This is a genomic window from Hafnia sp. HMSC23F03 (assembly GCF_001816025.1).
GTDB lineage: Bacteria > Pseudomonadota > Gammaproteobacteria > Enterobacterales > Enterobacteriaceae > Hafnia > Hafnia paralvei.
Genome location: NZ_KV824226.1, coordinates 1 through 21,509 on the forward strand (window position 1 = coordinate 1; position 21,509 = coordinate 21,509).

Genomic DNA, 21,509 nt, shown 5'->3' on the forward strand with positions numbered 1-21,509 from the left:
GTCCGCGATAAGGTATGGGGAGTGAAGTGAAAAAGGTGCCAATATTTTTTTGTCTTGTCCTTTGTGTGATGACGTCCATTGCCGGTACAGATCTTGTGTTGCCTGCTATTCCGCAACTGATAAGGGTCTTTCATACCACGCCAGATGTATCTCAGTGGATACTTTCTGCCTATGTGGGAGGCAATGCTTGTGGCTTATTATTATTTGGCCGTCTTTCCGATTATTTCAGCAGAAAGAAACTACTTTGTTCCGCATTGTGTATCTTCTCACTGGCTTCGTTCGGATGCACGTATGCACCTAATGTATCCGTATTAGTAGCAACCCGGTTTGTCCAAGGAATAGCTTCAGCAGCAGCACCGGTATTCATCCCTGGTTTTATCCGAGAGTTATTTGATGAGCGCAGGACAGCCCGTGCTATTGGCCTTTTGGGGAGTATTCAGGCACTGGTCCCGGCCGTTGCCCCACTGGCTGGGGTCATATTGTTGGATTTATTTGATTGGAGTATTTCTTTCAAGTTGCTGGCGATACTGACTGTCGCTGCGGCTGGAATGGTAATGATTCAGAAGCTTCCTGAGAGGCACCACCGCGACCGTTCCTCAGGAGATTTCATAGGTCTATTGCGAAATCCTATCTACCTGCGTTATGCACTGACCCATGCTCTGACGGTCGGTGGGATGGTTACAGTTGTTTTTGGCGCGCCAACGGTTATCACACTGACGATGCACGGTACCCTCAATGATTTCATCATTATGCAGGTCACTAATATTACTGGATACATCGTGGCAGCAAATCTCTCCCCAAGGCTGGCAGAAAGATACGGTGCAGATAAAGTCATCATGGTAGGTACATGTCTGGCCCTATCAAGTGCCATTGCACTGACCGGATATGGCATGCTGAGTGGCACTAGCACCTATATTTTAGCAGTGCTGTTTGCCCCAATGGGGATTGCAATTGGACTAAGAGGCCCGACTGGATTTTACCGTGGTATTGTAATTTCAGGAGACAACAATGCAAGAGGGGCCGCTCTGATTGCCTTTTTCACTTTTACTATGATTACTCTGGGGTCTCTTTTGACAGCCCCTTTCCTCACTTATGGTCTGGCGTCTCTAGCAGCCATCGTGATGTTCATGCAATTTATTGCAGTTTTGCTCTTAGCCGTTATACCGTCAAAGCCATATTGATCTAATTAATACTTAGAACCGAGTAATTTCAAATGAAATTAACACCTTTTGTTCTCTTATATAGTAGTTTTCACTACAATGAAATTAAAGAATAAATACACTCCCCATCAAAAAAATTGTTTTTAAAAACAATGGCATATGCTCACATGCATTTACTTTATAAAATATTGCTTAGTGCTTTAATAAACACCCATGATTATAAAGATCGTAAGGTGTATTCCGTAGAAATTACAAAACTTGATGAAAATCATGCCAAGTTAAATTACAAAAAAATACGCAGGGAAAAAGATGCCTAATAACAGAGATTATATAATTGATATATTTCATTTTCTTTCTAAAACAGAAAATTTAAAAAATACTTTACGCACTTCTCATACTTCTAATGGTAGACAGGAGAGCACAGCAGAACACTCTTGGATGTTAAGTCTTCTAGCTTTATTGATAATAGAAAAATACCCTGATTTAGATCACGTGAAAATACTTTCATTCTGTATTATTCATGATATTGCAGAGTCTATAACTGGTGACATCCCAGCACCGGAGAATGATAACAAATCCAAAAAAGAAGAGGATGAACTTATTGCCATGAATAACATCACGGATTATCTACCTGAAACGCTCGCTTGTAATCTATTATCCCTGTATGATGAATACGCAAAAGGTGAGACAAATGAAGCAAGACTAGTAAAAGCACTTGATAGGTTTGAAACTATATTCCAGCATATTATTGGTATTAATCAAGATGATTTCGACTACAATTATAATCTGACCTACGGCGAAAACCTTACTTCTTTTGATGAATTTACAAAGGAAATAAGAAGTCATTTGAATAATGAGACTAGAAAAATCAATCGTTTAGCACAAATATCAAAACGTAAAAAACTCTACGATTAATTGTATAGTTCTTAAATTTTGTAAAACAACTTTTAACACTTTGACATATAAACTCTATATTTATCTTATTGTAACAAACAGAGTGGTATAGTCATGATATTTTTTGATATTGATGGAACGCTAATAGACCATGATCTTGCTGTTAGAAAATCTGTGCATCATGTCTATAAAATTATAATAAGAAATTCTTATTAAATACATTCTGTGAATTTTACAAACCTTGGTTTATATATAGTAAAGATTGTTATAATCAATATTTATCTGGAAAGTTAGAATTTAACCAACAAAGATAGAAGATAAATTGGTCTGTTCGTGGTGCTACACACCTATGGCCGACAACTTAATCGGCACCCGCATATTCATTTATCCGTGACCCGCGGCGGGTTATGTCTTAAGCATGGCGTCTGGCGGCCGATTTACTTCAAAAAGAAGGTCGTCGAGGCTTACTGGCGTCAGGCCGTCATCAAACTGTTGCGAGAAAGCTACGCCGAGTTAGATTTACCTGTCGTTTGTTGAAGTATTAACGGTGATATTTCATCGACCAAAAGTAAAGCGGGAAAACTTAGTTCGTGAGATATCCTTTGTAACCATTGCAAGCTTCGGCCGATATCGGCGGGTGAACAACCGTTTAGGGATATAAGGTGATATGCTGCATCACCGGAGTGAAAATGAGAATAATTATAATCAAATGGCATAATCATCCAGTTAGCGTCAGGTAATAATGCCGTTATACCTATGGCGAAGTATGCCGAGGCCGAATATAGCTTTATCGACGGCGACAACAAGAAATAATCAGGGGTAGAAAACATAATATATCCAAGACTTAGCCAATATCGTCAACGAGTTCGCTGCTGATGCCTAAAGTTCTGAGTGCATACAAACAACGTGATTTTTTTCTGTAATTAACCAGTTCTATCGATAAGTTACGGAAAGTAACTTATTTAACCACTAGTATACAGATCGTCAAAAACGATCAATAACAAATATTTGATCGATATGGCCAATTGAATTACACATAATTGATCGTCTCCAACGATCTAATCCATAGTCAGCGTCATGAGGAAAAATCTTATTTATTAAGTAAGTAAGTAAGTAAGTAAGCACAATATGCATGCAGAACGTAATCTATTGATAAACAGTGTTATGTATAAATCAAACCGCCAGGAATACACATTTCATTACATAAAAAATTTATTATAGTAACGCTGCCATGATTTTAATTTTAAGAGGAGTAAACCTCTCAACCTTCGCTATAATGAGTAATAACTCTTGGGCTGCTAGGAAGATGTTTTCTGTTGCGAAATACTAGTTAGGCCAACAACCAATGAATACATGTGCCAGATTATGGTAAATTGGCTTCATAAAGGGGGATATACTTTTCATATTGTGTGGATAATAAGCTAAGATATCGAACTAAAATATTCAGAAACTCTAATTGTAATATCCCTCACGGCAAAGAATAAGCATTAACCGAATATAGTGAGTTAAGCACCAACTCTGTATCCCTTCGCCAGATCCAGTTTTAGTTTTGAGATCCCAATTAGATTTGTGATCTTATGGGGAACTTACCAAACAATGACCCGTAAGCACGTCCATAAATAATTAATGCTAACAATATTCAGTTCTCAAAGAAATTGTCTTGAACAGTCCATTCCTAGCCGTCATAACCCCAGAGCTTCCGACTTTACCATAAATCGGATCAGTAGAAAATAAATACAATAGCAAAGCTGCAAAATGCGATGAAATCCATGATATTTTTGATTATGATGCAAAATATGATATTTGATTCAAAATTTCACATTTAAATCAATTTAATCTTTTTTGTATTGTTATCGTAAGGAGCTACAAAGTGGGTGAGAGATTAAATAAAACGAAAAATGCAGCATTTTCCACTCTGACTGTCCGGCATATCCCAACCGACGTCGATGTGGCCATCACTGCACAGGCAAAAGCGGCGGGTAAATCCAAAAGTGATTATATTCAGGAATTTTTGTCGGCGTCGTTTGGGGATCTGATCGGAAACTTCTCGCGCAGCAGTGAGCTGGTCGCGCTAATGGATAGAGAGTTGTCGACCGTCACCGGTCTGCCCCTCACGCAAAACTGGTATGACGCGGGTCATACGCTGGCCGAAAACCGTGAGTACTGTCGGTTGCTGGATATCCGTAGCGAAGGCGATCTCCAGCGCATCATGATGGCCGCTGTACCTTGGCTGTCACTGCGGGTACTCCAGATAGATACCGGTATTCCGTTACTGCCGCAGGGGATCTCCCTGACCTGTGCTCTATTCATTGAAGCCGCCGGCCGTGAGCTACCAGTGTTGAATGTATTTCGCCGTCACCTGTTCTGGTATATAGAAGAAGAACGGTTTATCGCCGACGTGAACGCTATTAGGGAAGCGCGTTTACTACCAACGCTACCGTGGCGCGAGTTCTGACTACAGTTAGCATAGTGCTCCCTTAATAAGGGGCACTAGATAGCGATGTAGCGGAAGCATTTTTTACATCATTGAACGTCAAACCCCGTTAATTACACCCAGGGCGATCTTTGTTGCCCATCATGCACCACGGTAACGTGACTCCGGCAGGAGGATGTCCGAAACCGCCACTAATTAGTCCGGGATTGTAATTCGGATTAAATCCTCCTAGTCCACTACTGATCCCTGGCGCTGTTTTATAACCATCACGAATACCTGTATAAATTTCTTTACCAACAAAAGCACCTGCCGCCTGACCAACTCTAGTGCCTAGTGGCCCAAATTCAGAACCAACAGTACCACCGATAAACTGCCCCACGGCACCGGCTGCCAATTCGCCATGGTCAACACCACCAGATACCACTAAAAGTTGTTCCGAATTTAATACTTTCATATAATCTCCTTTAGTTTAAAAATTTGCTATTGGTATCAGAATTAATTTTTAAATTTCATCTCAAAAAAAAACCATAAATAACCCCATGATAGAGCAAATTATAAGTAAGTAAGTTACGGTCTCACCCATTTCACCACTAATAGCAAAAACAGCAGATAATATTAAATAAAAAACACCAGTTTTATCTAGCCATTTCAAGAAACACTGGTTTAGCTTTCTCATTTTGCTGTTTTCTCCAATACAATAATGAGGATGTTAGTCACGTTAATCATGATTCACCACGCTGATATCTTTATTTTATTCTATACTGCAGAATATTCGCCATATACCTAAAATGGACATGGGTTAGCGAGTAATATAATTCAATACTAATCATCACCATGTGGACATATAGATGAGCCTGTTTTTCAATAGGGGTATATATCTCCTATTGAAAAAACGTTATTAACATTCACCATTCAATAGCAAACATCATTATCATTATGGGGATCAAAGAAACATGGGCGACCTTTTGCATAGTTATAAGCATCGCTATCTCCACCGTTTGCTTTCCACGGTTTTCCCCCAGTACAGAGGCCAGAACCTGTTGGGGTAGGATTGCTAGGACCATAAACTGGTGCAGGATATGAACAGCTATATCCCATTGATGATGCCACTCCAGCCACTGTGGCTCCCCATACGGCTTGGGCTCCGGTAGCCCAGTCTCCGTTTCCTTTTCCGCCAGATACCATCAACAACTCTAATTCGTCTGTGATTTCTTTCAAAACAACTTCGTGATTATTTTTCACTCTCAATCTCCTTTATTCTCTTTATTACAGGTTTAACATCGTTATTCATATACTCCATAGTGCTAAGGTAGATGATATTTTTTTTATTAAAACCATTTCTATAAAACTGAAATCTTAGTCCAGGCGCACATACCAGCAATGTAGCGCTTTGCTTAATTAACTGTTCAATATCAGATTCAGTATCATCACGCTCAGCAACCCAGTTATAATTATTTCTGTTAAGATGTATATTTAGTGCTGCTAGATATTTATCTTCTCTATAATAAGCAAATAATCCGCCTCCTATACCTTGCATAGGACTACGTCCTAAAGTAGGGCTAGGCATATAAATAAAATATATTTTTTTCTTTTCCATCTCCATCCTTATTTATTCAGCATGGTATTCAAGTAATTCTCAGATAGCTCCGTTTGAAAACCACTTGATTTCACACTTATTAACAATTTCTTAGCCTGCTGAGCCATCCCCATTTCATAAAGATATATCGCTAAAATTGAATCCAGATGTAAACCACCAGAGTGGAGCATGTCATTATTCACGATTCTTACATCTTTCTTATATTCTATAATTTCTTTAACACGATGCCGAACATTTACCTTCCACCTAAAAATGTCAGATACTAACGAGTAATATATCCCGTTACTATTATAGGGTATAAATTCATTCATTAATTCGATGAGCGATTCAAAATCACTATCAAAGTCCATTAAGCGAAGTTTAGCCTGAACCATAATATCTAGAATAGAAAAGGTATAGTTATCCTCCCTTATATTACCTCGCGTTATCCTTATATCTTTGTCCACTTTTATCTTGTTTTCTAAAAAAACGTATATTTCATTTAGACAAGTTGATTCCAGTTTATCTCGTGCATAAAAATATGCCCAGCGAAGATTATTTGGCTCGAGCACCAAGTTTTTTTCATTAAGCATATTATTTCTTACTTTCTTATTTTTAGCAGCTATCACATCAGAGCGATAACCATCATGAGAAAGAGTAACATTTATATGAGCATCAAAAGGAGGTGTATTATCAGTTAATCGTAGTTCTTCATGAACAACGCCGAAAAAATAAAATTTTCTATTATTGATAAATGCTCTACGAACAGATTTAGATTCATTGCCATTGTGATCTTGAATGGTAGGGCATAACACTATTTTATCTTTGTAAGTTAACGCATCTATTTTATAAAACTCATTTAACACTTCGTCTTTGGATGAAATAACACATTCATCAGCATCAATGAAAAAAATATAGCCCCCGTGGGCTTTACCTATTGCAAGATTGCGTGGTTTGGAAAAATCATCATCCCAAGTCGTTTGAAATAACTTCACTGTTTGGCAATATTTCGACTCGCTTAAGATCGCTAACGTAGCGTCTTGTGAGCCTGTATCAATAACAATGATTTCATCAAAAACGGGCAGCAAACTATCTATACAACGGGCAATGCAACGCTCTTCATTTTTAACAATAACGGCGGCCGTTATTGTTAAATGAGAATAGTCTTTTCTCATCCCCGCCTCCTGAAAACGCATTACAACAATGATAATGATTTTCATTTAATGATATGAGCTTACATAAGTATACAAAAAATCACAACAAACGTGATCAGGATCACATTCAAACTACTTGATACATCTGGCATTGTTAATGTCATTCTTCTGTCCATGTCGTTTCAATTGTCAAAACAGAAGTGCCTACCAGAGGTCATATATGGGTAAAAAGCGTTCCAAAACTTGAAATCCTCATCGGTTCTTGACGTGTCTTTACAAAACGCACATGATAATGATACTTATTACCATATTGATTTATGATTGATAAAGTCGCTTAGGATCTCCAATCCTATTGTCTCCATGAGGAAGTATGCTATTTAGGCAGGAAGCAATTGATAATCAAAAGTTACGCTGGCGTGGCAGAGCTCTTCTCTTACCCGGTATTCCACCGTGGCTAATCATTGTCGGTTGCCTCATTTTCTTTCTGCTCTTCTTATTCTTTGTGAGCGGTGGAACCTATACCCGCAGAGCCAATGTCAGCGGCGAAATCACCTCTTTCCCACGCGCTATCAATATCTACTCCAGTGCACAGGGATTTGTTGTAAAACAGTTCGTACACAAAGGTGACCGAGTAAAAAAAGGGGATCCTCTTTATCAATTAGATATCAGCAGAAGCACATTGCAGGGCGTGGTCAGTGATAATCAACGCAAAGATATTGAGAGTCAGCTCAATAATATTGAAAACATTATATCTCGACTGGAAATAGGCAAGCACGCCACGCTTTCTTCCTTAGCAGCTCAAAAGGAACAATATATTGATGCCTATCAGCGCTCTTCAGCAATACTAAAAAAAGCGGAGGAAGGTATCGCTATCATGAAAGACAATATGGAAAACTATCAACGCTATCAGGCGCGAGGTCTCATTAATAAAGATCAGTTAACCAATCAGGTGGCTTTATATTACCAGCAACAAAATAACCTGTTAGGTCTCAGCAGCCAAAATGAGCAAAATGCACTGCAGATTAGTACACTGGAAAGTCAATTGCAGATCCAATCCGCCGAGTTTGATAACCGGATTTATCAAATGGAGCTTCAACGTCATGAATTACTAAAAGAGAAGTTGACGACAGAGGCCGGTGGCGATTTGATTATCCGGGCACTATCGGATGGGCAAGTGGACTCGCTCAGTGTGACGGTCGGGCAGATGGTCAATGTCGGCGATAGCCTTGCTCAGCTACTTCCTCAGCATATTGCCTATTATTCATTGGTCTTCTGGGTGCCTAATGATGCCCTACCTTATCTTGCCGAAGGTGACCGGGTAAATGTCCGCTACGATGCCTTTCCAGCCGAAAAATTTGGCCAGTTCAGCGCCACCATCACTCAAGTGTCAAAATCCCCTGCGTCCCCACAGGAAATGATGACCTATCAAGGTGCGCCGAAAACTACGGCGTTAAACGCTATCCCCTATTACAAAGTGCTCGCGCGTCCGCAAAAACAAACTATCATCTATGATGGCAAGGCGCGTGCCCTTGAAAACGGAATGAAAGCACAAGGCACGCTATTTTTGGAAAAACGAAAAATCTATCAATGGATGCTATCCCCCTTCTATGACATGCAACACAGCGCGGTAGGGCCGGTCAATGACTAGAAACGCGTTCAAGACCCTAGTCAACAAGCTGGATATGACGTGGCGCTTCCCCGTTCCCGTCATACACCAAACAGAATCATCGGAGTGCGGATTAGCTTGTCTAGCAATGGTCTGTGGCTATTACGGTAAGGCTGTCGATCTGATTGCCCTCGGGCAACGTTTTAATGTGTCTACACGCGGAGCCACATTGGCTGGCCTCATCAGCATGGCCACGGAGTTGGGTATGATGACGCGCCCCGTATCGCTTGATTTAGATGAAATTAACGCACTGAAGACGCCTTGCCTCTTACATTGGGATTTCAACCACTTTGTGGTCTTAGTGAGCGTCAAACGCCATCGCTATGTTCTGCATGATCCCGCGCGGGGGAGACGCGCCGTGGGGCGGACAGAAATGTCACGTTATTTCACCGGCGTTGCCCTTGAAGCGTGGCCAGGAAGTGAATTTACCGCAGAAACAGACAAAAACACGTTTCGAATAGGTTCGCTGATTAACAGCGTCCACCATATTAAAGGAACATTGAGCAAGATTTTTGCGCTCTCACTGGTGATTGAAACCATCAGTCTGGTGATGCCCATCGGCACACAATTGGTGATGGACCATGCTATTCCGGCCGGCGATAAAGGCCTATTGACGCTGATATGCCTTGGGTTGATGTTCTTCATTTTACTCCGTTCCGCAATAAGCATGGCGCGTGCTTGGTCATCACTGGTCATGGGGACGTTAATCAACGTGCAATGGCAGGCGGGGTTATTCAACCACCTTCTGCGCTTGCCTCTGGCGTATTTCGAACGACGTCGTCTGGGGGATATCCAATCACGTTTTGGTTCACTCGATACATTACGCGATACCTTTACCCGCAGTGTGGTGGGTGCTCTCATGGACGGTATTCTGGTCGTGGGCGTTCTCATTATGCTGGTACTGTATGGGGGCTGGCTGGCGTGGGTGGTTTTAGGGTTTACCTCACTGTATGTGCTGATACGGTTGTTGGCCTATCCCTACCATCGTCAACTCTCTGAGGAGTCTCTGGTGAGAGGGGCACGTGCGAGCTCATACTTCATGGAAACCCTGTATGGTATTGCGACCATCAAAATGCAGGGAATGACCGAAAGACGGAGCACACGTTGGCTAAACCTTGAAATTGATACCATCAATACCGGAATAAAAGTCACCAAGCTGGAGTTGCTTTTCGGCGGGCTGAATACCCTGATCTCAGCCTGTGATCAGGTGGTCATCCTATGGCTGGGGATAAGCGCGGTGATAGACAACCAGATGACCATTGGTATGTTTGTGGCATTTGGCGCATTTAGAGGCCAGTTCAGCGAGCGTGTCGGCTCGCTGATCAGCTTTCTATTCCAGTTAAGAATGATGAGCCTCCACAATGAACGCATTGCTGATATCGCGCTGAACGAACAAGAAAAGACGAAGCCGCCACGCTCTATTGAGTCAGTCATGCAGCCCATCGAGTTAACGGCGAGAAACTTAAGCTACCGCTACGACAGCCAATCCACCGCTATTTTTAGTGGATTAGCCCTCCACATAAAGCCCGGTGAAAGCGTCGCGATAACGGGCCCATCCGGCGTGGGAAAAACAACGCTCATGAAAGTCCTGTGTGGACTATTCTCGCCGACAACGGGTCAGGTATTCGTGGATGGGAATGATATTGAGCAGTTAGGGCTGAACAACTATCGGCAAATGATTGGCTGCGTGATGCAAGATGACAAACTGTTTTCAGGCTCGATTAGAGAGAATATCTGCGGCTTTATGGATGAATGTGACGAGGCATGGATGCTAGCCTGCGCCCAAGCCAGTTTTATTCATGACACCATTCTCACCATGCCAATGGGCTATGAGACATTAATTGGTGAACTGGGGGAAGGATTATCCGGAGGACAAAAGCAACGGATCTTTATTGCCCGGGCGCTGTATCGAAAACCCGGTATCTTGTTTATGGATGAGGCAACCAGCGCGTTAGATAAAGACAGTGAGCTGGCGGTTAATCTGGCCATACAGCAGCTCAATATAACCCGTGTCATCATTGCACATCGGGAGTCAACCATCGCGATGGCGGAACGCGTCATCGTACTCGATGAAAATGAAGGTAAACCATCATGAATAAAGTTCACTACAGTGATGAGTATATCAACAAAACCAAAGCGGTTGCCGGATGCTTTTCGATGTTTTTGTTAATGGTGGCCATCACCTTTATTCCGGCATTATTGAGCAACCGCATAGATTTAATGAATAGGGGGTTACTCTTTCCCTTGCTCTATGGCATGGAATTTATCATCATTGTGCCCCTGTATTATTTATTTTTCAGAAATAGAGAGGGACTGGGCAAAGGACATTTTTTCCCTAAGGCGTTTTTTATCTTATTGGGGACCATTCTACTATTGCAGTTTGTTGCACCATATCTACTCGGCATACGAAAAGCAGAAAGCTGGATAGTCGAGCAGGTGTCATTAAACCACTCCGCATTCTGGCTGGCTAATCTTCCACTCATTTTTATCGTGCCTATTTATGAGGAGATAGTCTTCCGCGGGTGTTTATTTAACGCGTTTAAATACTGGTTTAATGAAAATATTTATGGCTCGGCGGTTGCCGTCTCGGTGTTGTTTTCGGTGTTACATACTCAATATTCGGATATGAGAACATTATTTATTTTATTTTTAGTTTCATTAGCACTTGTGGCAGCCAGAGTGAAATCCAAAGGCATTTTGATGCCGATAGTCTTACATATGGTGATGAATGGTGTGGTAATAGGTACTCAATACCTGATGTACACCCTATAATATAAAGTCTGATATATAGCCCCTAAATACGGGGCTATAGAATATTTAGAGTCCGTTACATATAGGTTCATAAAAACGAGCGCCTGTACGGCAGATGGGAGGAATAGGTGGTTTTCCCCAAGGGAGGGAGTGCTGTGCTGGATTAATAGGAATATTCGGTATATTTATCGTAGGGGAGTTTGCAATTGCGTCATACCCTTTCCCAGCAACATATCCACCAATAGTGGAACCATATAAACCGCCATTAGGCAATCGTGTTGCTTGTCCTAACAGACCACCACCAATAGTTCCTGCGGCAACGACTGCATCTCGGTCGACTCCGCCCGATACCATTTCTAACTCACTATAATTTAGTTGTTTCATTGTGTATTCCTTTTAGAAAAATAATTCATCAAGACAAGTAAAAGTAAGTAGACCAATGCCCCACCAAATGAGTACAGGAACACGTTAAACGTCAATCCATTACCTGATATCCATTGAATAATCAGAAATAGAATAAATGTTTTCATAAAATTAAAAAGCATTTAGCATCCCTCTACTCATTTTGATTATCTTTTCTTAGATGTTAATTATACGCCGAATGGCAAGAATTTCCCCTCATACACCATGGTAAGGTTACCCCTGAAGGTGGTCGCCCAGTATCGGAACCGCCTCCAATGACTGATTCTTTAGAATTAATCATTCCGATAGCAGCGAGAGAACCTGCAACAACAGCGCCCCCAATCATGCCCCTGGACCACCAGGTATACCGCTAATTGCACCCACAATCATTGAGGTGCCAATAGTATTCGCAGGTGTTGCTGGTGCGCCTCCTGCCCCCGATATTGCTGTCAAAAGTTGTTCATCAATAACTTTCATAACATTTCCTTGTAAGGATATAACAGATATATGACACTTCTTTATGGTTTTAAAAAATTATTCATCCTTGACTAAAAAGCCAATGATTATTAAACAGATATATTTAAAACCAAAAAACAACACTATTGATGATATAACATCATAATATTGGTAATTATGACCATCGAATAAAAAATGAAGTGAGGAAAAGCTGGTAAAAAAAATAGCCAATCCGAGCCCTACTATATTGGATAAGTAAAATTTTTTAAGTCTATTCACTTTTTACCTTCATTAATCAAAGTGAAAAATTCTGCTGATTATAGTGGCACCGTTAGAGATGAAAATTCTCATAGAGAAACATGAGCGATACATTTCTATATTTTAAATCCTAACAACCACCCTGAAATGATAATGAGTTTCATTTAACTATATTTTTTAAATTAAAAAACACTAAATTAGTATATTTGAGACATTAGTCACAAAATCATGTTATGAGGGAATAATCATTAACGCATTTTTAGTCGATTCATTTAAATGAATGTGGAACTTCCGACTTTTACTTTTTTCGGATCTGACCGGAAATAGAGAAAGTCACATGATTTCACAACATAATGAATGACATCATGTCATTCATTTGACTACTCAAGTATAAAATGATTTTTTATCTTAAATTATGAAAAGCATCTCATATACAAGATTCATTTTATGAATTGCCTCTATGTCATTACGAGGTCATAAAAGGTAGAACCCTATGCAAAGTCAGCTGACACTGCGTTTTCCAAAAAACCTTATCGAGCGTCTGAAAAATCGAGCAACAACCGAGAACACATCCGTCAATGCCCTTGCCGAACGACTTATGGAAATCAGCCTTGTGGGGAGCGCAGCCGCCGAGGAATATCTCCAACTGGTCACTGATCCAGATGCTGCGCTCGCTAAACTCTATCGGCAATTGATCCTTGGGCAGACACTCGGAACAACAGAAATTTCCCGTGATACCTTGCGTTTCATGCTGGATTTAGCCTACGCAGCCTATGCTCGCGGTCAGTCCCAACTGGTCAACCGGTCTCGGCTCCAGATCCTGCTCGACATCACTGGGGAACTTCTATTCTGGCAACTAGAAAATGGTCATGCAGTAGATAGTCACTATCTAAAGGGCACATTCGGTATCCAAGGCGATGACTGGCGTGCGGAATGGAAAAGTTTTCAGTCCCACCTGACAACGGCAGTCACTCAGCAATATGCAGAGCATTTGTTCCGCCCGCTCGCCAGTGGCGGTTTGGATCTGAACACTTTTCCCGATAACGTACTTGCAGGCGTGTTTACCACACCCCGCCTGCAAGCCATTTTCCCGCTGTGTATGTATGCCCGCCAGTGGTCATTTGACCGGCGACGCGAGTTTATGGATCAAGTCCGCCCAATTGTACCGGCGGTACGAGAAACCTTTGATACAGGCAGCGTCAAGTTTCAGATCCAGATCCAGGGACAGGAGCTCGGTATCCGCACCAGTAGTTGGTATGACACGCCTCGCCTCTATTTGCTGCTAATAGGACAAGATTTTGCTATGCTAGTTGGCTGGTCACAATTCTGCGAGCTGCTGCGGACCATCTCTGCTCCCGAGGTGCTCCATCAAGGCTGGACGGGGGATGCAGTAAGGCTTTACCCGCCGACCACCACAACCCGAGAGGTGACTATCGAGCTGGATGCGCTGCGTATCTTTTTACCGGTGGAGGGCGCAGAAGCGCTGGTTCAGGAACTCATCTCACGCAGCGGAGAAGGCGTGCTGGCTGATGCCCTGACCGGACTACGTTGTTTATACGGAGATCTCTAATATAATACTGTTGAACTAGAAAGGGCTTGATGTAGAAGTTGAAAACGCCACCGAAGACCGGTACGGTTTTAAGAATATTGCCCCGATCAACTATCTCCCTTCCATAGGTGGCTTCTAATGTAATAGTATTAGAAGGGGCGTAGGGAGCGGGGGTTAAGTATCTAGGAATTTGCTGCATTGATGTAGCGCTTTATTTGGGATGGTGAAATATTTTAGAGGTAATAAATAATGACAGGAAATAATCCTATAGCACCAAAGAAAATAAATAGAGAAGAAAGATTTGGCTTTTCACTATTAGCAATAGCATTTGCTGTTTTTTATATACTAATCACAAGAATTGAATTGACTTTTACATATTACAATATATTCATTTCCCTTGAAAGTGATTCTCAAGTAAAAGGGTATTTTTTAATATCAATGGTTTTATTTTTCATAATAATACTGGCATCCATTGTTTTTTTATTTTGTTTTTTTAAGAGAAAAACAGTTACCAAGTATTTATTTTTATATATTTCTTTGTTTTATGTATTATACCCTGCCGTTAGCTATTTATACGGAATTTATATAGTCGGAGTAGATGTTGATATTTTTGAACTTGGTTATGTTGATCACTTAATATTCGATACAGTCGTTTTTCTACTTATTTTAATGCCTTATTTGTTTTTTTCAAAGAAATCAAGATCAGTTTTTACAAAATGAAATTTATTAGTTGTTTTATAAAAACAAGTTGTACATCACTTATAAAATGACGTGTATGTCATCACGAGAGTAAAATGGATTTTCTTTCAGTTATTTTCCCAGTGGAGGCGTAGCTACAGTTTGAGGCTGTTTGAGATATTCCTCTAAACCTCCGGCTTCGTCGTAGGATACTAACTAGCGAAATGAGGATCATATTAGATGAATTTAAAGGTTTATATAAAGAACTTCACCTATGGACTATTTGGAGTCGCAATCCTATTAGTGGTATGGTTTTTTATATACCCTATAGATGATTCGAGAGAGAATTTTTTATATTCTTTATTTTTGGGTGTAAGTTTGTTTCTTTATCCATTTTCTAGGTGTTTCATTCAGAATTTAGCATGTAAGGTAATAAATAAAAAAACATGGGGATTTATTATAGGAAATGATATTAGCACCCCTAAGTTGGAAGCCTTATTCTCTTTTATCTGTTTAATGTTAGCGATCCCTTTGGGAGGGATATATGCATTGTATTTTTTACTAAAGATGTGGTCGAAAAAAACACATCTTTAGTCGTTTTTTTATAAACTCATGATGAATTCATTCATCTCTTTGAGCTTTTTATCTGTAATAAGGGCACTAGTGATAGCCATTATCATGGCAAAGCCAAAAATACCCATAGGGTTGACAGCCATCATACTAAAAACAACCGTGACCAATGCGGATGCTATTTTACCAGCAATGATACCCTCACCGCTGATGAAGGCATCATTCCAATTTCCGGTTCTAAAACCTTTTGCTAGACCAGCGCCCAAACCACCCCATTGAATAGTTTTACCAACAAGGCCAAACGCTTTACTAAATTGTGCTAACTGCTTTGCCATCTCCCCCTTATCAAGAGACTCCAATGCCTTAGCAATAGCCTCTCTATCTGCAACGCTAAACTTTTTATTTAAGACATCTTTGTATTTATCAAATGCTTTGATAGCATCTTTAGCATTTCTGAGCGTTTTTCCTTTAGCGTAATCTGCAAGATCTTTGGCTTCTTTTGCTAATTTGTCACCATACTTAGATGTCATCTCTTTATAAAAATCAGCAGTAATGCTTACTATTTCTTTATAGTGGACATAATCAGTGACCACTTCTTTTGCAAATTGTCGCTCCCTACTTTTAGAACCGTGCCAGTGACTAAATTGAACATCCATATTATTGAGATCACCATTTTTCACAGTTACGGTCATTATCCCACCTGAAGATAAATGGATAGTATATGTACCAACACCATTCACTGAGCTAACATCAAGCGACTTAAAACCACTACCACGGTATTTATTCCCTAGAGGTGGGGTAAAACTGTTTGGGTTACTTGGACTTGGATTCCAGGGGCCAGTCTTGTTGTTACCCGTAAGTTCATGACCTGAAACACCAAAAGTTAATGAATTTAAAACACGAGTATAGCCACCATAGTTGTCAGGCACCATTGATGAGTTATCCTCCGTCATCACCGTTCCGTTCATCGTTGGGCGACCATCCTTATCAGCAACAACCTTTCCCCATGGCGTCATATATGATTCACCTGGTCTAAGCGTCGTTGTACTTTGACCTACACTATGCGTTCCTCCACCGTTGCCATGCTGATCACCACCAATCGTTCCACCACCACCACCCCACGGGTTATTTTCTGAACTCCATCCTGAATGGTCTGACGCACCACCTGAAGACGAACCTCCTTTGCCCGAATGCCCGTTTACACCGCCAGTACTATGTGCCCCGCTGTTGTGACCTTTACCGTCTCCACCACTCATAATCTTTTCCTCTTTGACATTAGTTAAAAACAAATACTGTATATAAAAACATTGTTATACATACAGCACTTTGATGCTATGCCTGACTTTTAAGAAAGTCAACAACAGTGGTATGCAAAATAATGACTTTGCTAATGCTATGATGGAAATGTTTTTTTAAATAAGAGGCTTGTGATGAAAGCATTGAATACTGTGATAACTGTCGCTGTTTTTTCTTTTAGTTTGGTAGGCTGTTCTCAACATCTGTCGAGTGCAGAACGGCATGCTAAACACTTTGTTTATGCGTCAAAGAGTGACTTTGACCCGAATTATCAAACGCGGATGCAGGAGACCGTCAGAGTGTCAGTGCCTTTGTTTGAGCAATTTTACCAACAGGGTAAGAAGGATAAGCTCGCAGGGATAAGTCACGAGCAAGCACAACAGCAAGCGGATTATTTTTCCAGCTCAGCGTTTCTAGATGCTATCCAGCGGGAAAGTAAATTTGCAGGCAAAACGTATAGTCAGTCACAAAATAAGAAATGGCGGTTATTGATGTCCCAAGAAGCTGCTGGAGCTTATTGGGATGGCTATGAAGGCCGAAAATAAGAGTGGGATTCTATCGTTATTGAGTAAGATCCGCTTTTTCGGGTCTAGGGTGGGGTGAATATAAAGTCAATTATTGCTTGAACGACAATAATTATTATGAAATGTGGCTCACGGAGCAATAATAGAAAGTAACGATTGAAATCTATTTTTTTTACGAATTAGACAATAGATAACCGATAAAATCGTCATCGGCATAACTTGGCGACTTTTGGGCTGAGGTGACTGATCTTCTCGCTGATGCTAGATAGATTGATTTAAATATCGCCATTACTGTATATAAAACCAGTACTACGATATACAAACCTACCACCAAGATCAAGTGATAATGATTATCATTTGTAATAATGGCTATTTTTTGTTATTTATCAGTCATCTGTGTTGCAGCAACATGATTGAAACTAACTCTCCACACCTTCCACTCACAGTAATAGTAAAAACCGTTCTTCCCCTCCCGCTAGAGCTTCCGTTTCTGCCAGAAATCGGATCTACGTGATGAGAAAGCGGTAATAGATATGATTTTATATAAAATACATAAAATCATATCTGATATGATATTTACCAAAGTAGAGATAAATTATTCACTGTATGATTTCGATACCTCATTGATTTTTAATTCATGGAGTAAATCATGGACAGACCACTGACCCTCACCTACGACGAATTGCTGGCCGAAACCAAAGAAGCGCTTAAGGTGCACAGCACCTCCTCCAGTACACCTCCGGACGCGTTTGACCGGGGCTGCCGCAGTGGGGTGATTAATTTCTGGTTTCAGCTGGCTTGGAAAACGTCACAGACGGATGAACAGCGTCGCGAAGATTACAGGCAGCTTTGCCTCTTGGCCGGTCAGGAGCCGCCAGCCGATGTCCGCTGAGAAAGTACGCCACCCATCACCGCTGCAGCGGCGGGTGCTGATTGTGCTGGCCGCAATGGAACAACGCGGAACTCAACGCGTTCGTACGCGGGATTTGGAGCATCTGCTGGCGCAGGGTGGGGAGGTTCCGGTCTACGGTCCCAACCTGCGCGCCTCCTGCCGCCGGATGGAAACTGCAGGCTGGCTACGTACCCTGCGGGCACCTAATTTGCAGCTGGCCGTGGAATTAACCGACACGGGACGGGAACTTGCCGTGCCTCTGCTCATCGAGGAGCAAGACCGCTGTGAAGCCGAGCGTCGGGCAAGCGAAGTCAGAGTGCTCCCGCTGAGAGGAGCACGCCCAACACAACTCACAGAGAAAGCACCGATAGATATCCCCGTTGAGCTTGACGGTAACCGGCATACCGCTTGGCGTGGGGTTTATGTCATCCGTCTTGATGGCTCAACCTGCCTGCAGCTGTGGAACGCTGCTGGCCAAATGAGTCGCCTCAAGGGGGACCCCTTGCAGGTGGCACAGTGGCTGCAGGCCTGTTACGACGCAGGGCTAGATATACGCGTACAAATTAATGAAAGTCATACCCAAGCCGATATCATCGATGTTCAGTGGCCAGCCAACCTAACACCGTCTTGATTTGAACAATAGCCGCCTACGGCGGAGCTAAGACTCTGTAAGTTGATGGCTTTCCTCAGTAATTGTCTCCCGTTATAATCCGGTGTATGTATATTCCCCGCCCCGCAAAACTTCTCTTTCTGATTGATGACGGCTGGAACCAGCTACTCATCAAACACGGCACGGCTATTCCCGAATGGACTAAACTGGTCATTGAACGCATGCTCGTCTGCGGCACCGGTGCCATGGGGATACGCCGTTATTGCTGTGAGTCTGCTCACTGCACCTACACCAAATATTTCTGCCAGAGCTGCAAAAGTAAAGGCTGCAGCGCCTGCGGCATGAAAGCCACCGAGCAATGGATAGCAGAGCAGCAACACATCCTCCCCGACTGCGAATGGCAGCACATCACCTTTACCATGTCCGATAAACTCTGGCCGGCGTTTAATCTTAACTGGCCGTTACTCAATCAGTTGTTTGCTTGTGCTGCCTATACCCTTCTGAAATGGGCGGAAAAAATGGGCATTGAAATCGGGTTATTTGTCGCCCTGCACACTTACGGACGCCAGCTTAACCAGCATCCGCATATCCATTTATCAGTCACCCGTGGCGGGTTATGCCACAAACACGGCGTATGGCGCTCAATTTTCTTTAAAAAGAAGGTGGTTGAGCGTTACTGGCGTCAGGCTGTCATTGCCCTGCTTCGTCAGCACTATGCTTCGCTGGATTTAGCCGCCGTAGGCTACAGGCATATCCGCGACTACAGGGAATGGTGCCAGTTTTTAGAATCACAATATCAGCGGCGATGGAAAGTTCACTTTGCCAAGAAGACAAAGCACGCACGGCAAAACGTCAATTATCTCGGCCGTTACCTGAAACGGCCACCGATTGCAGCCTCCAAATTACGCCACTACAGTGGCGGGACAGTGGTTCATTATTACTATGACCACCGGACAGGTCAGCATAAAATCCAATATTTGAGCCAGGAGGAGATGCTGATGCGCTATATCAGCCATATCCCCTCACGACATTTTAAAATGGTGCGGTATTACGGCTTTCTGGCCAACCGGAAACGGGGCGTTTTATTACCGAAAGTGTATGCGGCCCTAGGTATGGTGCAGAAAGAAAAGCCACCGAAACCGGGCTTTGCGTCGCTGATGAAACAGTTTACGCGGACAGATCCGTACGAGTGCGTACTGTGCGGCGGCAGGATGGTGTTTAACAGTGCGGAGACGGGTATCAGAGCAGAAATATTGCTGGAGATGCGGCGTCAGGAATTTAAGAAACGCCGATGGTTACAACAGGCAGCATAGGGAAGATCTGCTTAAAATTCATAAAATTGAATAATAAACCACCGAAGTGCTGTAAATTTATATAACCGCAGCCAAATAAAGCAGAGGATCGCTCATCAACACAGGAAATTAACACTAGAAAAGCCGAGTAGAAATAACATTCAATTTCCTAACCATGGACAAAAAGCCCTTAACGTGTGAAACCGTTCCGTTGAGCGTCAAACCCCGCCAACAGCTTTAGTAGTAGAAGTGCCCCCCCTCATCTACTACTAATGGAGGTCTATACAATAGGTTTTACTTTTGTCACATTTGTCATACAATTACGCACTCATTAAACATTTTGGTAGGTTTCTGGAAAAATAATGAACGTTAATTTCTACGTAACGTGTTTAGGCGATGTTTTGAAATCCCGAATGGCCCAAGATTGTGTACTGTTGCTTGAAAAATTGGGATGTACTGTCCATTTTCCCGAAAAACAAGGTTGTTGTGGTCAGCCAGCAATAAATAGTGGTTATATTCAGAATTCAATTCCTGCTATGAAGTCTCTTATTAGGGCGCTTGAGGAGAATAATGACCCCATTGTCGCACCTGCTGGGTCGTGTGTTTATACAATAAAGAGCTATCCAAAATATCTAAAACACGAGCCACAATGGGCAACTCGGGCTACTCGGATTACTGAGCGAATTCGTGACTTAACATCATTTATTGTTAACGACCTCGGCATTCAGGATGTCGGTGCAAGCCTTCCTGGCAAAGCCGTTTACCATCCGTCCTGTAGCTTAATTCGAAAACTTGGAATAAAAGAGGAACCGCTGACATTACTTCGTCACATTCGCGGACTAGAATTATTACCTTTTAATAATATGGAAACCTGTTGCGGTTTTGGTGGAACATTCTCCGTCAAAATGGCGGACGTCTCCGGTGAGATGGTAAAGGAAAAGGTCAATAATATTATGTCAGTAAAGCCAGATTATCTGATTGGTGCTGACATCAGCTGTCTGCTGAATATCGGTGGAAGGATAGCTCGTGAGGGATATTCTGTAAGGGTAATGCATATTGCCGAAGCGCTGATGTCTACTGAGGTGAATTTATGTCAATAAAAACCAGTAGCCTTCCCTACAAATCTCTTATTCACCGTCAGGTGAAAGATACCGGAATGCAGAACGCAATAGCGAATGCCCAAGATACTATTGGTGCTAACCGACAAAAAGTACTTGATGAACTAGGTCATCTGGAAAGTTGGCGGGAACGAGCAGCCCAGATTAGGGCATATGTTCTGGAGAATCTTGACGCCCTATTATATCAGCTTTCCGAAAATGTTACTAAATGTGGTGGGCATGTTTTTTT

19 protein-coding genes and 3 pseudogenes are annotated in these 21,509 nt (G+C 42.0%); 15 read left to right on the top strand and 7 right to left on the bottom strand.

From position 1 onward, the window contains the following. Positions 1-26: 26 nt before the first annotated feature. The 4 genes and pseudogenes from HMPREF3091_RS10750 (at position 27) to HMPREF3091_RS10760 (ending at position 4,509) form a co-directional block, all read left to right on the top strand. Positions 27-1,181 carry an MFS transporter gene (locus tag HMPREF3091_RS10750; RefSeq protein ID WP_168168184.1) on the top strand — a complete coding sequence of 385 codons (1,155 nt, stop codon included), beginning with the start codon at positions 27-29 and terminating at the stop codon, positions 1,179-1,181. A gap of 288 nt (positions 1,182-1,469) precedes the next feature. Further along, the gene (locus HMPREF3091_RS10755; RefSeq protein ID WP_070715798.1) at positions 1,470-2,075 is read left to right on the top strand and encodes an HD domain-containing protein; all 606 of its coding nucleotides are present in this window, start codon (positions 1,470-1,472) and stop codon (positions 2,073-2,075) included. Between the two features lie 300 nt (positions 2,076-2,375). Then, positions 2,376-2,576, top strand: a pseudogene (locus HMPREF3091_RS22190) (transposase); the annotation flags it as partial. Between the two features lie 1,348 nt (positions 2,577-3,924). Further along, a complete protein-coding gene (locus HMPREF3091_RS10760; RefSeq protein ID WP_070715800.1) occupies positions 3,925-4,509 on the top strand; it encodes a hypothetical protein in 585 nt (194 codons plus the stop codon). A gap of 88 nt (positions 4,510-4,597) precedes the next feature. Here HMPREF3091_RS10760 and HMPREF3091_RS10765 read toward each other — a convergent pair whose 3' ends face one another. The 4 genes from HMPREF3091_RS10765 to HMPREF3091_RS10780 all read right to left on the bottom strand — a co-directional run bounded on the left by HMPREF3091_RS10765 (position 4,598) and on the right by HMPREF3091_RS10780 (position 7,239). Then, positions 4,598-4,942 carry a hypothetical protein gene (locus tag HMPREF3091_RS10765; RefSeq protein ID WP_070715802.1) on the bottom strand — a complete coding sequence of 115 codons (345 nt, stop codon included), beginning with the start codon at positions 4,940-4,942 and terminating at the stop codon, positions 4,598-4,600. 458 nt (positions 4,943-5,400) lie between these two features. Continuing rightward, positions 5,401-5,730 carry a colicin V family bacteriocin gene (locus tag HMPREF3091_RS10770; RefSeq protein WP_070715804.1) on the bottom strand — a complete coding sequence of 110 codons (330 nt, stop codon included), beginning with the start codon at positions 5,728-5,730 and terminating at the stop codon, positions 5,401-5,403. Next, positions 5,720-6,085: a hypothetical protein gene (locus HMPREF3091_RS10775; RefSeq protein ID WP_070715806.1), complete on the bottom strand. Its 366-nt coding sequence runs from the start codon at positions 6,083-6,085 to the stop codon at positions 5,720-5,722. The genes HMPREF3091_RS10770 and HMPREF3091_RS10775 overlap by 11 nt, the downstream gene beginning before the upstream one ends. Before the next feature lie 8 nt (positions 6,086-6,093). Beyond that, positions 6,094-7,239, bottom strand: a complete 1,146-nt coding sequence (locus HMPREF3091_RS10780; RefSeq protein WP_070715808.1) for a glycosyltransferase family 2 protein — start codon at positions 7,237-7,239, stop codon at positions 6,094-6,096. Positions 7,240-7,588: 349 nt separating this feature from the next. On the opposite strand from HMPREF3091_RS10780, the gene HMPREF3091_RS10785 reads away from it, so the two are divergent. Genes HMPREF3091_RS10785 through HMPREF3091_RS10795 form a run of 3 tightly spaced genes read left to right on the top strand, consistent with a single transcriptional unit; the run spans position 7,589 to position 11,656 of the window. Continuing rightward, on the top strand, positions 7,589-8,866 hold the full coding sequence (locus HMPREF3091_RS10785) for an HlyD family secretion protein (RefSeq protein ID WP_070715809.1): 1,278 nt from the start codon (positions 7,589-7,591) through the stop codon (positions 8,864-8,866). Next, complete coding sequence (locus tag HMPREF3091_RS10790) at positions 8,859-10,979, top strand: peptidase domain-containing ABC transporter (protein WP_070715811.1); 2,121 nt, start codon at positions 8,859-8,861, stop codon at positions 10,977-10,979. The genes HMPREF3091_RS10785 and HMPREF3091_RS10790 overlap by 8 nt, the downstream gene beginning before the upstream one ends. Beyond that, positions 10,976-11,656, top strand: coding sequence for a CPBP family intramembrane glutamic endopeptidase (locus tag HMPREF3091_RS10795; protein ID WP_070715813.1), 681 nt, complete (start codon positions 10,976-10,978; stop codon positions 11,654-11,656). The genes HMPREF3091_RS10790 and HMPREF3091_RS10795 overlap by 4 nt, the downstream gene beginning before the upstream one ends. 45 nt (positions 11,657-11,701) lie before the next feature. Here the strand turns inward: HMPREF3091_RS10795 and HMPREF3091_RS10800 are convergent, their stop codons facing one another. Next, on the bottom strand, positions 11,702-12,019 hold the full coding sequence (locus tag HMPREF3091_RS10800) for a hypothetical protein (RefSeq protein WP_070715815.1): 318 nt from the start codon (positions 12,017-12,019) through the stop codon (positions 11,702-11,704). A 280-nt stretch (positions 12,020-12,299) separates the two neighbouring features. Further along, a pseudogene (locus HMPREF3091_RS22195) lies at positions 12,300-12,514 on the bottom strand (microcin H47); the annotation flags it as partial. 850 nt (positions 12,515-13,364) lie between these two features. Between HMPREF3091_RS22195 and HMPREF3091_RS10805 the strand changes: the two are divergent. Continuing rightward, complete coding sequence (locus HMPREF3091_RS10805) at positions 13,365-14,321, top strand: transcriptional regulator (RefSeq protein ID WP_246839981.1); 957 nt, start codon at positions 13,365-13,367, stop codon at positions 14,319-14,321. Positions 14,322-14,549: 228 nt separating this feature from the next. Beyond that, positions 14,550-15,020 (top strand): hypothetical protein, encoded by a 471-nt coding sequence (locus HMPREF3091_RS10810; protein ID WP_070715819.1) that lies wholly within the window; start codon positions 14,550-14,552, stop codon positions 15,018-15,020. Between the two features lie 560 nt (positions 15,021-15,580). Here the strand turns inward: HMPREF3091_RS10810 and HMPREF3091_RS23020 are convergent. After that, on the bottom strand, positions 15,581-16,804 hold the full coding sequence (locus HMPREF3091_RS23020; RefSeq protein WP_070715824.1) for a colicin-like pore-forming protein: 1,224 nt from the start codon (positions 16,802-16,804) through the stop codon (positions 15,581-15,583). Positions 16,805-16,978: 174 nt separating this feature from the next. Here HMPREF3091_RS23020 and HMPREF3091_RS10825 point away from each other — a divergent pair, with 174 nt between their 5' ends. The 6 genes and pseudogenes from HMPREF3091_RS10825 to HMPREF3091_RS10850 all read left to right on the top strand — a co-directional run. After that, positions 16,979-17,389 (top strand): Exc2 family lipoprotein, encoded by a 411-nt coding sequence (locus HMPREF3091_RS10825; protein ID WP_070715827.1) that lies wholly within the window; start codon positions 16,979-16,981, stop codon positions 17,387-17,389. Positions 17,390-18,017: 628 nt separating this feature from the next. Beyond that, positions 18,018-18,260 (top strand): hypothetical protein, encoded by a 243-nt coding sequence (locus tag HMPREF3091_RS10830; protein WP_070715830.1) that lies wholly within the window; start codon positions 18,018-18,020, stop codon positions 18,258-18,260. Next, positions 18,250-18,891: a hypothetical protein gene (locus HMPREF3091_RS10835; protein ID WP_070715831.1), complete on the top strand. Its 642-nt coding sequence runs from the start codon at positions 18,250-18,252 to the stop codon at positions 18,889-18,891. The genes HMPREF3091_RS10830 and HMPREF3091_RS10835 overlap by 11 nt, the downstream gene beginning before the upstream one ends. A gap of 86 nt (positions 18,892-18,977) precedes the next feature. Beyond that, entirely contained in the window at positions 18,978-20,183 is a 1,206-nt protein-coding gene (locus tag HMPREF3091_RS10840) for an IS91 family transposase (protein ID WP_083321415.1), read from the top strand. Positions 20,184-20,524: 341 nt separating this feature from the next. Next, entirely contained in the window at positions 20,525-21,262 is a 738-nt protein-coding gene (locus HMPREF3091_RS10845; protein ID WP_070715833.1) for a (Fe-S)-binding protein, read from the top strand. Continuing rightward, positions 21,253-21,509: pseudogene (locus tag HMPREF3091_RS10850) on the top strand (lactate utilization protein); the annotation flags it as partial. The gene HMPREF3091_RS10845 and the pseudogene HMPREF3091_RS10850, both read left to right, overlap by 10 nt.

What these genes read in the sequence shown, in the direction of transcription:
- HMPREF3091_RS10755 (WP_070715798.1), top strand. Translation starts at nt 1,470, where the DNA reads ATGCCTAATAACAGAGATTATATAATTGATATATTTCATTTTCTTTCT.
- HMPREF3091_RS10765 (WP_070715802.1), bottom strand. Translation starts at nt 4,942, where the DNA reads ATGAAAGTATTAAATTCGGAACAACTTTTAGTGGTATCTGGTGGTGTT.
- HMPREF3091_RS10775 (WP_070715806.1), bottom strand. Translation starts at nt 6,085, where the DNA reads ATGGAAAAGAAAAAAATATATTTTATTTATATGCCTAGCCCTACTTTA.
- HMPREF3091_RS10780 (WP_070715808.1), bottom strand. Translation starts at nt 7,239, where the DNA reads ATGAGAAAAGACTATTCTCATTTAACAATAACGGCCGCCGTTATTGTT.
- HMPREF3091_RS10785 (WP_070715809.1), top strand. Translation starts at nt 7,589, where the DNA reads ATGCTATTTAGGCAGGAAGCAATTGATAATCAAAAGTTACGCTGGCGT.
- HMPREF3091_RS10790 (WP_070715811.1), top strand. Translation starts at nt 8,859, where the DNA reads ATGACTAGAAACGCGTTCAAGACCCTAGTCAACAAGCTGGATATGACG.
- HMPREF3091_RS10795 (WP_070715813.1), top strand. Translation starts at nt 10,976, where the DNA reads ATGAATAAAGTTCACTACAGTGATGAGTATATCAACAAAACCAAAGCG.
- HMPREF3091_RS10800 (WP_070715815.1), bottom strand. Translation starts at nt 12,019, where the DNA reads ATGAAACAACTAAATTATAGTGAGTTAGAAATGGTATCGGGCGGAGTC.
- HMPREF3091_RS10810 (WP_070715819.1), top strand. Translation starts at nt 14,550, where the DNA reads ATGACAGGAAATAATCCTATAGCACCAAAGAAAATAAATAGAGAAGAA.
- HMPREF3091_RS23020 (WP_070715824.1), bottom strand. Translation starts at nt 16,804, where the DNA reads ATGAGTGGTGGAGACGGTAAAGGTCACAACAGCGGGGCACATAGTACT.
- HMPREF3091_RS10825 (WP_070715827.1), top strand. Translation starts at nt 16,979, where the DNA reads ATGAAAGCATTGAATACTGTGATAACTGTCGCTGTTTTTTCTTTTAGT.
- HMPREF3091_RS10830 (WP_070715830.1), top strand. Translation starts at nt 18,018, where the DNA reads ATGGACAGACCACTGACCCTCACCTACGACGAATTGCTGGCCGAAACC.
- HMPREF3091_RS10835 (WP_070715831.1), top strand. Translation starts at nt 18,250, where the DNA reads ATGTCCGCTGAGAAAGTACGCCACCCATCACCGCTGCAGCGGCGGGTG.
- HMPREF3091_RS10840 (WP_083321415.1), top strand. Translation starts at nt 18,978, where the DNA reads ATGTATATTCCCCGCCCCGCAAAACTTCTCTTTCTGATTGATGACGGC.
- HMPREF3091_RS10845 (WP_070715833.1), top strand. Translation starts at nt 20,525, where the DNA reads ATGAACGTTAATTTCTACGTAACGTGTTTAGGCGATGTTTTGAAATCC.